We start from the raw sequence: 12,401 nt of genomic DNA, 5'->3' as shown, positions 1-12,401 counted from the left end.
TGGCGAATTACGCGGAATTCCCGCATGGGTTATACAGGCCCCGACCTCAGCAAAGGACACGCCATGCACGCCCGTACCGCAACCCGCCTCGCCGGGGGCCTCTATCTCGGCATCATCATCCTCGGCCTGACGGCAGAGCTGGCCCTGCGCGGCCCGATCGCCTCGGCCGCCGACCAGGCCGCGGCGCTCGCGGGGGCTGTGCCGCTCTGGCGGGCGGCGCTGGCGGCCGACCTGCTGATGGCAAGCTTCGACATCGCGCTGGCCCTGCTGCTCTACCGGCTCTTCCGCCGCTTCGGCCCGGACCTCGCGCTCGCCGCGCTCGTCCTGCGCCTCGTGCAGATGGCGGTCATCGCGGCGCACCTGCCCCTCCTGCTCTCCGCCATCGGGGCAGCCGATCCGGCGCCCCTCATCGCCCGGCACGGGGCCGGCTATGACCTGGGCCTGTGGTTCTTCGGCCTCAACGCGCTGGTGATGGCGCTGCTCCTCCGCCGCACCGGCACGGCCTGGCTCGCCTGGCTGATCGCCGCGGCGGGGGCGGTCTATCTCTTCGGCAGCCTGACGCGCTTTGCCGCACCAGAGCTGAACGCGGCGATGCAGCCCGCCTACCTGGTTCCGGTCGTGGCCGAGCTCTCCTTCGCGATCTGGCTGCTCTTCGGGGCGAAAGCGCTGCGCTCAGCCGCGTAGCACCGCCAGCAGCCCCGCCATGTCCGCCGGCAGGTCCGCCTCGAACCTCAGCGGCCGGCCGTCCTCGGGATGGGCAAAGCCCAGAACCGCCGCATGCAGCGCCTGGCGCGGAAATCCGTTGAGGGCTTCGGCCGCCGCCGCGCCCATGGCCTTGCCGGCCCGGCGCCGCCCCCCATAGACCGCGTCGCCGATCAGCGCATGGCCCGCATGGGCCATGTGCACGCGGATCTGATGCGTGCGCCCGGTCTCGAGCCGGCATTCCAGCAGAGCCGCGCCGCCGAAGCCCTCGAGCACCCGCGCCCGGGTCACCGCATGCCGCCCGCCCTCGAAACAGACCGCCTGCCTCTGCCGGTCCGTGCGGTGCCGGGCCAGCTGCGTGGTCAGCTTCAGCACGCCGCCCGGCTCGAAACTCGCGCCCCGCACGCCGCGCAGACGTGGATCGGCGGCATCCGGCACGCCGTGACAGATGGCCAGATAGGCCCGCTCGGCGCTGTGCCTCTCGAACTGCGCCGCCAGCGCGTGATGGGCCCGATCGGTCTTGGCCGCCACCAGCAGGCCCGAGGTGTCCTTGTCGATCCGGTGCACGATCCCCGGCCGCCGCTCGCCGCCGATGCCCGAGAGGCTGTCGCCGCAATGGTGCAGCAGGGCGTTGACCAGCGTGCCCTCGGGCGTACCGGGCGCCGGATGCACGACCATGCCGACGGGCTTGTCGACCACGATCAGCGCGGCATCCTCGTAGACCACGTCGAGCGGGATGGCCTGGGGCCGCGTCTCGACCTCCGCCGCCGCGCCCAGCGTGATCTCGATCACATCCCCCTCGGCGACGCGGGCCTTGGGATCGGTCACCGCGGCCCCCGCCCGCGCCACCGCGCCCCCGGCGATCAGCCGCGCGATCCGGGTGCGCGACAGGGCCGCCGCCTCTGGCACATCCCGGGCCAAGGCCTTATCAAGGCGGGCGGGGGGATCGGCCCCGATGCGAACGGACAGGCAGTCAGTGGACACGAACACTCCTGAAGACGAACCGGACATTCCCCAGCTGCGCTTTCTGCGCGCCCTGGTGACTGTGCTGGCGGGCGTGATGATCGTGGGGCTTCTAGTCCTGATCGTGCTGATTGTCATCCGTTTCCGCGAGGACCGCACCGCGCCCGCCCTGCCCGCGCTCCCCGAGGCCATCGCCCTGCCCGCCGACGCGCGCCCCCTGGCCGTCACCGCCGGTCCCGGCTGGTACCTGATCGTCACCGAGGACCACCGCGCCCTCGTCTTCAGCCCCGACGGCACCCGCATCTCGGAAACCGCCCTCACCCTTCCCGAATGACCGCTTCTTTGGTCCGCCAAATATCCCGGGGGTGAATTGAGCCCGCAGGGCTCAAGAGGGGGCAGCGCCCCCTCTTGCCCCTAGGATCGCGCACCTCCGGTGCGACAGGGGGCAGCGCCCCCTCCTCGCCCTCTCCCGCGCATCTCCGGGCCGAACACAAGCCGAGCCTCCCGCGTGCGCCGCGCCCGGCGGCAATGCCCGGGAGCCACGCGCCCGGGCCGGGGGCGACGTCCTGGCGCACTCCGCGCGCAACCGGTGCGGAGCGCGGCGCCTGGGCGCAAGGTGGCAGGTACGAGAACTGTTGGGAGAGTGGTACCGCCTCCCTGGCTTGAACAGGGGACCTCTGGATCCACAATCCAGCGCTCTAACCAACTGAGCTAAGGCGGCACGTGCAGGGGCAATTACAGATACCGTGCGGCAATTGCAAGACCGCCCGCGCCGGAAAGACGCGCGACGAGGCGAGCGCCCGACGCGAGGCGCCGCGCGCGCCTTCGTCGGCGCCTCCTGCCCGCCGTCTTGAAGTTTCCCGACCCTTGCGCTAGCCAATCGCATCCCCAGACGGAGGGCCCCATGGGCATCGACACCGAACGCGATATCGAGGCGAACCTTCAGATCGGTCCGACCGACAAGGGCATGGTCCGGCTGTTCATCGAGGCGGGCGCAACCGAGATCCCGATGGACTTCGAACCGGACGAGGCGCGCGAGATCGCCGAGGAGATCATGGCCGCGGCGAAGACCGCCGAAGGGCTGGGCCGCAAGCGCCGCTAGAATCGTCAGAGCAGCGCCGAGGGCCCTGCCGGGTCCCGCAGGGCCTGAAGCCGGCGCGCCGTGTCGCGGGCCAGTTTCAGCGTCATCGCCTTGCGCCGCGCCCCCGCGAGGCGGGAGACATCGGGGTAGCGCAGGATCTCTCCGCCCCAGGCATCGGCGAGGATCAGACCGGACTGCGCGGGCAGCAGATCGACCGGGAATTCGGGGTCCACGGCCCAGAAGAACCGGTCGCAATAGTCCAGATAGCCCTGCCACTTGGTGTCCGACATGAAATCGGCGCGGCTCGACTTGCATTCGACGCACCAGAGCTCGCCCTTCGGGCCGATCGCCATGACATCCATCCGCAGTCCCCGGGCGGGCACGAATTCCTCGAGACACCAGAAATCATGGCTGGCCAGCAGGCGGCAGACGCCCCGGGCGATGAGCTGGCCGGGTTGCAGAAGGTTCGTTTCGGACGCTGTATCGGTCATGCCGCAATCATGAACATTTAGTGAACAAATGCAAGCGCCGGCGGCCGGGGCTGGTACAAACCCCTGTGCGCCCCTATTTTTTGCAGGATTGCCAGGCTGGGGGACCGATGTCGGAGAGAACGGATCGCGGCGCGCGGATGGCGCGCGAATTGGAAGGGCACCTGGGGTGGCTCGACAGTTTCACCGGCGCCGCGCTCGGGGTGCTGGCGGTGGCCTCGGGCATCTACACCTATCTCGGCGTGTCGTCGCTGCTGGACGGGGACGGCGCGATGAAGGCCTTTGCCGCCATCGCCTATTCCGTCGCGGTCTCGACCGGCATCTTCGTCTTCTGGTCCTACATGATGCGGCTGTTTCCGGCGATGCGGACGGCGCGCGCCAGAACGGGCCTTCTGGGCGCCATGGGGCTGGGGTCGCTGGCGATCGTCGCCATGTCGTCCTGGCTGAACGCGGCGGCGCTTGCGGGGGCGGCGGCGGTCGAACAGCACCTGGCCGAGACGGTGCAGGACTACCAGGGATCGCTGGAGCGGGCGCACGAGATCGCGCTGTCGGCCCAGGGGCTGGAACGGGACGTGGCGCGGGTGCGGCAGAGTTTCGAGGATCTGTCGGAACAGGAGGCCGCCGGGACCCTGTCGGGGCTGGCGGGGCGTGGCGCGGTCTTCCGGGTTCTGCGGCAGAAGAGCGCCGAGCTCGAGGCGCTGGAAGAGCAGATCGCCAGTCAGGGGCCGCTGGTCGCCTCGGCCTTTGCCGAGGGCAACGCGCTGCTGTCGCGGATGCGCGCGCTGACGGTCGAGCCGGGGCCGGTCGAGGCGCGGTCGGTCGAGTTCTCGGAGCAGGCAGTGCAGCTGGCGGGAATCATCACCCGGCTGCGGCAGCTCTCGGTGGCCACGCTGGTGGAACGGGCGGCGCAGGATCTGGCCGCATCGGTCGTGCTGCCGGAACTGGACGGGCGGACCGAGGCCAACCGGAGCGACCAGTCCGCCACCATCACATCGGTTCTGGACGTGCTGGGGCGGCGGGCCGAGACGCTGCGGCAGGCGGCGGCCGAGGTCTCGTCCATGCCGCCCCCGCCGGAAAGCAGCTATACGCCGATCTCGGCCGCGGATGCGGTGATCCTCTATGCGCGAAACTTCATCCCGTCCTGGGCGGGGGCCATCGCCATCGACCTGCTGCCGGCGGTGCTGGTGATGATCGTCGCGATCACCCAGGGGCTGATCCGGCAGGGGCGCGAGGGGGCGCCGGTCGAGGACACGATGACCATCGCCGAACTGCGCGCGGCCCTGCACGCCGCGCGAGACGTGGACCGGGCGCTGCTGGTGCCCGAGAGCGCGCGACCGGTGCCTCCGTCTCGGTCGGACAGGCCTTCCGAGGCTGGGGCCGAAACGGGGCGGAAGGACGGTGAGCCATGACCTCGGATCAGGAAAAGCTGCGCCCTATCCGGCGGATGCTGACGGGCGTGCTGGCCTTTCAGCTGGTGCTGGCGGGGGTGCTGTTCCTCGGGGATATCGGACGGGACTTCGCCCTGCCATCGACCGGGCCGCGGGCGCCGCGATTCGACATGCCGACACAGCCGGGCGACCAGACGCGGCGCTATGACCCGTCGCTGCCGACCGCGCCGGGCACGCAGATCGACGGGCCGATGCCGGAACGGCTGGTGCTGCAACCGCTGGACGACGGGCGGGCGCTGCTGACCGGACAGATCGAACGCGGCGACGGAGAGCGCATCGCCGCGCGCATCGCCGCCTCGGAGGCGAGCGAGATCGTGCTGCATTCGCCCGGCGGCGCGGTGGCCGACGCGCTGGAGGTCGGGCGCGCGCTGCGCACTGCCGGACTGACCACCCGGCTGCGGGCGCGGGACGTGTGCCTTTCGGCCTGCCCCTACATCCTCGCCGCGGGGACCGAACGGCAGGTGGACGAGGGCGGCCGCGTCGGCGTGCATCAGCACTACTACGGCGAGAACACGCTGCTGCCGGCCTTTCTTGCGGTGCAGGACATCCAGCGCGGCCAGGGCGAGGTGATGCGCTATCTCGACGAGATGGGGGTGGATCCGATGCTGCTGACGCATGGCCTGTCGACGCCGCCGCAGTCGATCTACCTGATGACGCGCGAAGAGCTGGAACGGTACGACCTGGTGACGCCGTGACGGCAGACCGGAAAGATCCTCATCTTTACAGCACCTTCGCAGAGTTCAGAACATAAATTCTGAAACCCTCGATCCGCGCCGGTCGGCCACCTCATAACTTAGCCCTTGCTATAAGTATCTGACTGTCATTAATTAGCCATATGGCTAAACGTGACGCCGACCTCGACCTGTTGTTCCAGGCCCTGTCCGATCCGACCCGCCGGGCAGTGCTGGACCGGCTGGCGCAGGGGCCCGCCTCGGTCGGCGAACTGGCCGCGCCGCATGACATGGCCCTGCCCTCGTTCACCAAGCATATCGGCGTGCTCGAGGCGGCCGGGCTGATCCGGACCGTCAAGAAAGGGCGGGTGCGGACCTGTCACCTCGTGCCGAAACGGTATCAGCCGGTGGACGACTGGCTGTCGCGTCACCGCAAACTGTGGGAGCGGCGGACGGATCGCCTCGGGTCGCTCGCGCAATCGCTTTATCGGAAGGATTAACAGAGATGACCCAAAATGACCTCGTGATCGACCGCACCATCGACGCCCCCGTCTCGTTGGTCTGGCGATGCTGGACGGAAAAGGACCTGTTGTCGCAATGGTGGTGCCCGGCCCCGTGGCGGGCCGAGGTCACGGCGCTGGAGCACGTGCCGGGCGGCGCCTTCGACACGGTGATGCACGGCCCCGATGGCGAGGAATTCGCGGGCGAAGGCTGCATCCTGGTGTCGGACCCGGAGCGGCGCGTGATCTTCACATCGGCGATGAAACGGGGGTTCCGGCCCCAGCCCTCGGATCTGCCTTTCACCGCGCGGATCGAGATGTCCGGCCGGGGCGAGCGGACGCACTATGTCGCGACGGTCATGCACATGACCGAAGAGCACCGCAAACAGCATGAGGACATGGGGTTTCTCGACGGCTGGGGCGCGGCGATCGGTCAACTGGAGAAACTTGCCGCCCGCCTATAACGGAGCGGTCGGCGGAATAGCGGCCCCTCCCCTTGCCGAAGCGGGGGCGACCGACTATGTGACGTCGAGGCGGGTGCTGCCCTTCTCGTGAACGGTAACATTCCGGTGGCCTTAAGCAAATCCGAGGGAGCTGGCTCTGTCCGGACCGTGGTCCGGTTACCCGGCGCCCACCTGTAGATACAGGTCCTCGGGAATGCGTCTACCAAACGGTCGCGTGCGGGCCCGCCGCTTTTCCTTTCCTTTCGCCGGTTACGGCACGATCCCCGCGTGCCGTGGCGCAGGTGCGGCCCCGCGCCGTCAGTGACGCCGCCCGGCCCGTCCGCCGCGGCGCTTCTGCGTCGACAGGCTCTGGCGCCCCTCGATCAGCAGGGCCGACATCGGGTGCCCGGGGTTCGGATCGGCGTACCGGGCGATGAGGCCGGTCAGGGCGTCGGGCTGGCTCACGTCGTCGGGCAGGCTCAGCGCCCAGTCCATCAGGATCGATCGGCATTCGGCGTCGGATATGCCCTCGATCCGGTAGGATTCGCGGATCAGCCCCTTTGGGTCATGGGGGTTCCTGGGTTCAGCCATCGTCGGGTTCCGTCTTCAGGGCCGCGTCGATCTGGTCGCCCGAGCGGGCCACCATGCCGTCGAGGCGTGTCTTCAGTTCGTCCAGCGTCTCCGCCCCGACCTCGCGCAGCAGAAAATCGCAGCCCCCCCGGCCGAGGTCGCCGGGGACAAGCTCTCTGTCGGTGAGCAGGCGGGCGGTCAGGGTGAGGTTGCGGAAGCTGCGCCAGGCCTCTGTCAGCTGGTCGGCCGCCACCTCGTCGATCCAGCCGGCATCGGCGGCATGGGCGAGGCCCCGGGCCATGTCCGACCCGGCCTCGCCCGCGGCGAGCGTGCCAGCCTGGGCCAGCAGTTCGATGTCCTGCGCCTTGCCGCGGCCGATCTTCATGTCCCAGGCGCCCCCCTGCCCCTTGGCCGAGGCGATCCGGGCGCGCATCTCGGCCAGGTCGCGGCGCAGCCGGTCGGGGTTTGGAGCCGCGGAAAGGGTCCGGCGGCGGAAGTCTTCGACATTTCGCATGAAGTCCGGCGGGCCGGCGACGGGGCGGGCGAGCGTCAGGGCAAGGTGCTCCCAGGTCCAGGCCTCGGTGTCCTGGTAGTTGCGGAAGGCCGACCACGAGGTCGCGACCGGCCCCTGGTTTCCCGAGGGGCGCAGCCGCATGTCGACCTCGTAAAGCCGCCCGGCGGCGGTCGGGGCGGACAGCGCGGTGACCAGCGCCTGTGTCAGCCGGGCATAGTAGGTGCGCGTGGCGAGGGGGCGGCGGCCGTCCGAACCCTCGGCCTCCTGCGGGTCGTAGATGATGATCAGGTCGAGGTCCGAGCGCGCGTTCAGCCGCCGCGCGCCCAGGGACCCCATGCCCAGGACCATGGCGCCGCGCCCCGGCGGCGCCCCGTGACGAAGCGCGAATTCCTCCTGCACCGCGGGCCAGAGCGCGCGCAGCGTGGCGTCGGCAATGTCGGTATAGTGCTGCGCGGCATCGGCGGCCCCGATCAGGCCGCGCAGGTGGTGGACGCCGACGCGGAAATGCCATTCCTTCTGCCAGCGGCGGGCGGCGTCCAGCCGTTTCTCGTAATCCTCCTCGGCTTTCAGCAGGGCGGAGAGGTCCTCGGCCAGGCTGTCGGCGTCGGGCCAGGGATCGAAGAACGACCCGCCGATCACCGCGTCGAAGACCGAGGCATTGCGCGACAGGTACCGCGCCAGTTCCGGCGCTGTGCCCGCGATGTCGGCCAGAAGATCGATCAGCTGGGGATTGGCCTCGAACAGGGAAAAAAGCTGCACCCCCGCCGGCAGGCCCGCCAGAAAGCCGTCGAAGGCCGAGAGCGCCTCGTCCGGGCGGGCCGAGCGCGACAGGGCGGCAAGGAGGCGCGGTTTCAGGCGCTGGAAGATGTTCTGCGCCCGCTGCGAGCGCAGGGCGGGGTAACCGCGCCAGCGGGCGATGGTTTCGGAATCGAAATCCGCCTCGGCCTCCGGGGCCTCGTCGCGGGCCTTGCCGGTGTCGCGGGCGAAGAACTGTTCGCAGATGCCGTGCACCTCTTCGAGCCGGGCGCGCAGGTCGCGGCGGAAATCGTCCGGATCCTGTGCCGAAAGCGCGGCGATGCGGTCGAGGCCCGGGTCTGTCTGCGGCAGGGCGTGGGTCTGAGCGTCGTTGACCATCTGGATCCGGTGTTCGACCTCGCGCAGGGCGCGGTAATGACCGACCAGCTTTTCGGTGATGTCTTCGGGGATCCAGTTGTGCACGGTCAGCAGGCGCAGAGCCTCGACCGTGCTGCGCACGCGCAGGTCCGGGTCGCGGCCGCCGGCGATGATCTGGTGAAACTGGGCGAAGAACTCGATCTCGCGGATTCCGCCGCGCCCCAGTTTCATGTCGTGCCCCGGCAGGGTGATGTCGCCGTGATGCCCCTTGTGGTCGCGGATGGCCTGCCGCATGTCATGCGCGTCCTGGATCGCGGCGTAATCGAGGTGCCGCCGCCAGACGAAGGGCCGCAGCGCGGTCAGGAAACGTTCGCCCGCCTCGAGGTCTCCGGCGCAGGGCCGCGCCTTGATGTAGGCCGCACGTTCCCATGTCCGGCCGAGGCTTTCGTAGTACCGTTCGGCCGCGTCGAGCGAGAGGCAGACCGGCGTCACCGAGGGATCGGGGCGCAGGCGCAGGTCGGTGCGGAAGACGTAGCCCTCGCCGGTCATCTCCGACAGGGTGGCCGCCACGGTGCGCGTCGCGCGGATGCAGGCGGCGCGGGCCTCGGCATAGTCGTCGGGATCGTAGCGCGTCTCGTCGAACAGGCTGATGAGGTCGATGTCGGAGGAATAGTTGAGCTCTCCGGCGCCCATCTTGCCCATCGCGAGAATAACCATTCCGCATCCTGTGGCGAGGCTTTCCTCGTCCATGCCGGGCAGCTTGCCCCGCCGGACCAGAGGCGCGAGCGCGGCCTGCAGGGCGAGGTCGCAGGCCAGATCGGCAAAGGCGGTCAGATGGCCCGTCACCTCTTCGAGCGGCCAGACCCCGCCGAGGTCGGCCAGCGCGATCAGCAGGGCGATCCGGCGCTTGCCCTGCCGCAGCGCCGAAGGCAGGTGGCCGCGCTCGACGCCGCGCAGGCGGGCGAATTCTGCCTTCAGCGCGGTCTCGGGATCCGAAAGCGCGTCGGGAAGCCAGTCGGCCTCCTTCTGCATGAGCGAGAGCAGATAGGGGCTGCTGCCCCCGGCCCCGGCCAGCAGGTCGCCGACCGGCCCCTTGCGGGTCAGGATGGCGCGGGCGTCCTCGGCCCGGTCGGGGTCATGCGGCCTGGGCAGGCGGGTCAGGCGGTCGGCGAAACTCATGCCGCGACATTCGCCGCGATGCGGGGTCTGGTCAATGCCGTGCGGCTGCGCTTATCTCGCGCCATGAGCAAGAGCATGAAACGCGTGAGGCAGGCCCTCGCCGAGGCGGGGATCGAGACCGAGATCCTCGAACTTGGCACCGCCCGCACGGCCCGGGAGGCGGCGGACGGGGTCGGCTGCCACGTAGACCAGATCGCCAAGTCGATCATCTTTGCCGGCGTCGAGAGCGGCGAGGCCCTGCTGTTCCTGACGGCCGGGGGCAACCGTGTCGACGATGCAAGGGCGAGCGCGGTGGCCGGGGAACCGCTGGCCAAGGCCGATGCGGCGCTGATCCGGGCGCAGACCGGGTTCGCCATCGGCGGCGTCGCACCGGTGGGGCATCTGAACCCGATCCGGGCCTGGATCGACCCGCGCCTGCTAGCCTTCGACCGTATATGGGCCGCGGCGGGCACGCCACATCATGTATTTGGCCTGGACCCGCGGGACCTGCCCCGAATTTCCAGCGCCCAACCCGCTGATTTCGTACAGTAAATCGGATAAATGTAAAAAACATTCACATCACCCCTTGCGGGACGGGGCCGCCATGCCAATCTATGCAATGTGAAAGACATTCACATTCAACCGAACGTAGGAGCACTGACATGACCCCCGCCACCGCCACTGCCTATCAGGGACAGGACCACCGCCACATGGGCTGGCTGTCCCGATCCGAGGCCTGGCTCGACAGCAAGGGCAAAGGGGCCTGGATCGCCGCCATGGTGCTGGGCTTTGTCTTCTTCTGGCCTGTCGGCCTCGCACTTCTCGCCTACATGATCTGGAGCAAACAGATGTTTCGCAAGTCCTGCCGCCGCAACTCCCGCAGCCTTCAAATGCGCAAGTCCGGAATGGTCGCAATGAAATCCAGCGGCAACACGGCCTTCGACGCCTACAAGTCCGAGACCCTGCGCCGTCTCGAAGAGGAACAGGAACAGTTCGAAAGCTTCCTGGAACGGCTGCGCGAAGCCAAGGACAAGGCCGAATTCGACCAGTTTATGGACGAACGGGCCCGCAAGACCCGGGACGAGGCCGAAACGCGCCAGGACGAAGACGCCTGATCCCGTATCGCGACTGCAGGGGGCCGCACCGGCCCCCTTCCCCCATCAGGAGACACCGACGATGACCGACACCTGGTCCATTCCCGATCCCGAGTTCCAGCCCGAGTTCTACGCGGACATCCCGGTCAAGCGGCTGCTGGCCTGGGTGGTGGACTGCGTGCTGATCGCGCTGGTCGTCCTGATCGTGCTGCCCTTCACCGCCTTCACGGGGCTTTTCTTCCTGCCGTTCCTGTACCTGGTGATCGGGTTCCTCTACCGCTGGATGACCCTGGCGGGCGGATCGGCGACATGGGGAATGCGGCTGATGGCGGTCGAGATGCGCGATGGCCACGGCCGCCGGTTCGATAGCATGACGGCCTTTCTGCACACCATGGGCTATTCGATCTCGCTGGCCTTCCCGATCCTGCAGGTCATTTCGGTCGTCATGATGCTGGCGGGGTCGCGGGCGCAGGGGCTGACGGACAATGTCCTCGGAACCGTCGCAATCAACCGCCGTGCCGGGCATTGACACCGATTCTGCAACAATGCCGCCGATGTGGACGCCCAATGCTGGTTCGGGCGTCCCTCGTTTCGCGCCTCGGTTGAAGGCGCGCCGCGACACGGGCCGGGAGGGCCTGCTCCGGTGCGACAATCCCACGCTTTCCCGGACAAGCCGAATGTTGCGCGTGCTCTTTCTTTGACAAGCGGGGCGTCCTATGTATCGTTTGCCGAAGTAAGCTGCCACCAACTCCGATTTCATGCGCCATACACTCCCGCTGACGCCGCAGTTCTACGTGACTGCTCCCCAGCCCTGCCCTTACCTCGAGGGCCGGATGGAGCGGAAGCTGTTCACCTCGCTCTCGGGCGACGGGGCGACGGCGCTGAACGATTCCCTATCCAAGCAGGGCTTCCGCCGGTCGCAGAACGTGCTCTACCGGCCGTCCTGCGCGGATTGCGCGGCCTGCCTGTCGGCACGGATCGACGTCGCCGCCTTTGCCCCGAGCAAGAGCCAGCGCCGGACCCTGAACCGCAACCGGGCGCTGCAGCGACAGGCGACCTCGCCCTGGGCGACCGAGGAACAGTACGACCTGTTCCGCGACTATCTGGACGAGCGGCACGCCGATGGCGGCATGGCCGACATGGACGTCTTCGAATTCGCCGCGATGATCGAGGAAACGCCGATCCGCAGCCGGGTCATCGAATATGTCCACCCCGAGCGGGGCCTGACGGCGGTGGCGCTGACCGACGTGCTCGATGACGGGCTGTCGATGGTCTATTCCTTCTACGATCCCGACCGGGCCCACGATTCCCTGGGCACCTACATGATCCTCGACCATATCGAGATCGCGCGGGAAGCCGGGCTGCCTTACGTCTACCTGGGCTACTGGGTGCCGGGATCGCCCAAGATGGGATACAAGGCCAATTTCAAGGGTGTCGAACTCTATGTCGGCGGGACATGGGCGCCGATGCGCGACCCCTCGGAATACGACAGCGAACGCCATCCCCTGAAGACCGACCCGATCGCGGAACAGGTGGCGAATATCTCGCTGCCGGACCTGCGCACCACGCGCCGCTGATCATCCTTGCAGTTCGACGTGCCGTGCCCCGGCCCCCGCGCCGGGGCCGCTGCGCCATCGCGTCGTGCCCGCGGGGCCC

Annotated in this window: 15 protein-coding genes and 1 tRNA gene; 11 read left to right on the top strand and 5 right to left on the bottom strand. The window is 68.8% G+C overall.

What is annotated here, in order from left to right:
- The first annotated feature begins 63 nt into the window (after window positions 1–63).
- Window positions 64–684, top strand: coding sequence for a DUF4386 domain-containing protein (locus OB2597_RS06150; RefSeq protein WP_009804668.1), 621 nt, complete (start codon window positions 64–66; stop codon window positions 682–684).
- Here the strand turns inward: OB2597_RS06150 and OB2597_RS06145 are convergent.
- Window positions 673–1,713 carry an RluA family pseudouridine synthase gene (locus tag OB2597_RS06145; protein WP_050759214.1) on the bottom strand — a complete coding sequence of 347 codons (1,041 nt, stop codon included), beginning with the start codon at window positions 1,711–1,713 and terminating at the stop codon, window positions 673–675. The genes OB2597_RS06150 and OB2597_RS06145 overlap by 12 nt on opposite strands.
- Between OB2597_RS06145 and OB2597_RS06140 the strand changes: the two genes are divergently transcribed.
- Window positions 1,679–1,999, top strand: coding sequence for a DUF6476 family protein (locus tag OB2597_RS06140; protein ID WP_009804666.1), 321 nt, complete (start codon window positions 1,679–1,681; stop codon window positions 1,997–1,999). The genes OB2597_RS06145 and OB2597_RS06140 overlap by 35 nt on opposite strands.
- Before the next feature lie 310 nt (window positions 2,000–2,309).
- On the opposite strand, the gene OB2597_RS06135 is transcribed toward OB2597_RS06140, so the two are convergent.
- Window positions 2,310–2,386 (bottom strand) — tRNA-His (locus tag OB2597_RS06135).
- Between the two features lie 183 nt (window positions 2,387–2,569).
- On the opposite strand from OB2597_RS06135, the gene OB2597_RS06130 reads away from it, so the two are divergent.
- Window positions 2,570–2,767, top strand: a complete 198-nt coding sequence (locus tag OB2597_RS06130) for a DUF6324 family protein (RefSeq protein WP_009804665.1) — start codon at window positions 2,570–2,572, stop codon at window positions 2,765–2,767.
- 5 nt (window positions 2,768–2,772) lie between these two features.
- On the opposite strand, the gene OB2597_RS06125 is transcribed toward OB2597_RS06130, so the two are convergent.
- Window positions 2,773–3,237 carry an MmcB family DNA repair protein gene (locus OB2597_RS06125; protein WP_009804664.1) on the bottom strand — a complete coding sequence of 155 codons (465 nt, stop codon included), beginning with the start codon at window positions 3,235–3,237 and terminating at the stop codon, window positions 2,773–2,775.
- Window positions 3,238–3,344: 107 nt separating this feature from the next.
- On the opposite strand from OB2597_RS06125, the gene OB2597_RS06120 reads away from it, so the two are divergent.
- The 4 genes from OB2597_RS06120 to OB2597_RS06105 all read left to right on the top strand — a co-directional run bounded on the left by OB2597_RS06120 (window position 3,345) and on the right by OB2597_RS06105 (window position 6,317).
- Window positions 3,345–4,643, top strand: coding sequence for an AAA family ATPase (locus OB2597_RS06120; RefSeq protein WP_040609168.1), 1,299 nt, complete (start codon window positions 3,345–3,347; stop codon window positions 4,641–4,643).
- Complete coding sequence (locus OB2597_RS06115; RefSeq protein ID WP_009804662.1) at window positions 4,640–5,377, top strand: COG3904 family protein; 738 nt, start codon at window positions 4,640–4,642, stop codon at window positions 5,375–5,377. The genes OB2597_RS06120 and OB2597_RS06115 overlap by 4 nt, the downstream gene beginning before the upstream one ends.
- A gap of 140 nt (window positions 5,378–5,517) precedes the next feature.
- Window positions 5,518–5,853, top strand: a complete 336-nt coding sequence (locus tag OB2597_RS06110; RefSeq protein ID WP_009804661.1) for an ArsR/SmtB family transcription factor — start codon at window positions 5,518–5,520, stop codon at window positions 5,851–5,853.
- Between the two features lie 5 nt (window positions 5,854–5,858).
- The gene (locus tag OB2597_RS06105) at window positions 5,859–6,317 is read left to right on the top strand and encodes an SRPBCC family protein (protein ID WP_009804660.1); all 459 of its coding nucleotides are present in this window, start codon (window positions 5,859–5,861) and stop codon (window positions 6,315–6,317) included.
- Window positions 6,318–6,614: 297 nt separating this feature from the next.
- Here the strand turns inward: OB2597_RS06105 and OB2597_RS06100 are convergent, their stop codons facing one another.
- Window positions 6,615–6,887 carry a hypothetical protein gene (locus tag OB2597_RS06100; protein ID WP_009804659.1) on the bottom strand — a complete coding sequence of 91 codons (273 nt, stop codon included), beginning with the start codon at window positions 6,885–6,887 and terminating at the stop codon, window positions 6,615–6,617.
- Window positions 6,880–9,672 (bottom strand): bifunctional [glutamine synthetase] adenylyltransferase/[glutamine synthetase]-adenylyl-L-tyrosine phosphorylase, encoded by a 2,793-nt coding sequence (locus OB2597_RS06095; protein ID WP_009804658.1) that lies wholly within the window; start codon window positions 9,670–9,672, stop codon window positions 6,880–6,882. Before OB2597_RS06095 ends, OB2597_RS06100 begins: the two co-directional genes overlap by 8 nt.
- A gap of 63 nt (window positions 9,673–9,735) precedes the next feature.
- On the opposite strand from OB2597_RS06095, the gene OB2597_RS06090 reads away from it, so the two are divergent.
- The 4 genes from OB2597_RS06090 to OB2597_RS06075 all read left to right on the top strand — a co-directional run bounded on the left by OB2597_RS06090 (window position 9,736) and on the right by OB2597_RS06075 (window position 12,322).
- Window positions 9,736–10,203, top strand: coding sequence for a YbaK/EbsC family protein (locus OB2597_RS06090; protein WP_040609535.1), 468 nt, complete (start codon window positions 9,736–9,738; stop codon window positions 10,201–10,203).
- A 110-nt stretch (window positions 10,204–10,313) separates the two neighbouring features.
- Window positions 10,314–10,766: a DUF2852 domain-containing protein gene (locus OB2597_RS06085; protein WP_009804656.1), complete on the top strand. Its 453-nt coding sequence runs from the start codon at window positions 10,314–10,316 to the stop codon at window positions 10,764–10,766.
- 61 nt (window positions 10,767–10,827) lie between these two features.
- Entirely contained in the window at window positions 10,828–11,274 is a 447-nt protein-coding gene (locus tag OB2597_RS06080) for an RDD family protein (RefSeq protein ID WP_009804655.1), read from the top strand.
- A gap of 229 nt (window positions 11,275–11,503) precedes the next feature.
- Window positions 11,504–12,322, top strand: coding sequence for an arginyltransferase (locus OB2597_RS06075; RefSeq protein ID WP_009804654.1), 819 nt, complete (start codon window positions 11,504–11,506; stop codon window positions 12,320–12,322).
- The last annotated feature ends 79 nt before the right edge of the window (window positions 12,323–12,401 follow it).

The sequence above is a fragment of the Pseudooceanicola batsensis HTCC2597 genome (assembly GCF_000152725.1).
In the GTDB taxonomy this organism is placed as follows: Bacteria; Pseudomonadota; Alphaproteobacteria; order Rhodobacterales; family Rhodobacteraceae; genus Pseudooceanicola; species Pseudooceanicola batsensis.
The sequence above is the reverse complement of the archived record's forward strand: the minus strand, read 5'-3'. Positions and strand labels throughout refer to the sequence as shown.

Coding starts and splice junctions, on each gene's coding strand:
- OB2597_RS06125 (WP_009804664.1), bottom strand. CDS start 3,237: ATGACCGATACAGCGTCCGAAACGAACCTTCTGCAACCCGGCCAGCTC.
- OB2597_RS06150 (WP_009804668.1), top strand. CDS start 64: ATGCACGCCCGTACCGCAACCCGCCTCGCCGGGGGCCTCTATCTCGGC.
- OB2597_RS06075 (WP_009804654.1), top strand. CDS start 11,504: ATGCGCCATACACTCCCGCTGACGCCGCAGTTCTACGTGACTGCTCCC.
- OB2597_RS06130 (WP_009804665.1), top strand. CDS start 2,570: ATGGGCATCGACACCGAACGCGATATCGAGGCGAACCTTCAGATCGGT.
- OB2597_RS06105 (WP_009804660.1), top strand. CDS start 5,859: ATGACCCAAAATGACCTCGTGATCGACCGCACCATCGACGCCCCCGTC.
- OB2597_RS06095 (WP_009804658.1), bottom strand. CDS start 9,672: ATGAGTTTCGCCGACCGCCTGACCCGCCTGCCCAGGCCGCATGACCCC.
- OB2597_RS06115 (WP_009804662.1), top strand. CDS start 4,640: ATGACCTCGGATCAGGAAAAGCTGCGCCCTATCCGGCGGATGCTGACG.
- OB2597_RS06110 (WP_009804661.1), top strand. CDS start 5,518: ATGGCTAAACGTGACGCCGACCTCGACCTGTTGTTCCAGGCCCTGTCC.
- OB2597_RS06085 (WP_009804656.1), top strand. CDS start 10,314: ATGACCCCCGCCACCGCCACTGCCTATCAGGGACAGGACCACCGCCAC.
- OB2597_RS06080 (WP_009804655.1), top strand. CDS start 10,828: ATGACCGACACCTGGTCCATTCCCGATCCCGAGTTCCAGCCCGAGTTC.
- OB2597_RS06145 (WP_050759214.1), bottom strand. CDS start 1,713: ATGTCCGGTTCGTCTTCAGGAGTGTTCGTGTCCACTGACTGCCTGTCC.
- OB2597_RS06120 (WP_040609168.1), top strand. CDS start 3,345: ATGTCGGAGAGAACGGATCGCGGCGCGCGGATGGCGCGCGAATTGGAA.
- OB2597_RS06100 (WP_009804659.1), bottom strand. CDS start 6,887: ATGGCTGAACCCAGGAACCCCCATGACCCAAAGGGGCTGATCCGCGAA.
- OB2597_RS06090 (WP_040609535.1), top strand. CDS start 9,736: ATGAGCAAGAGCATGAAACGCGTGAGGCAGGCCCTCGCCGAGGCGGGG.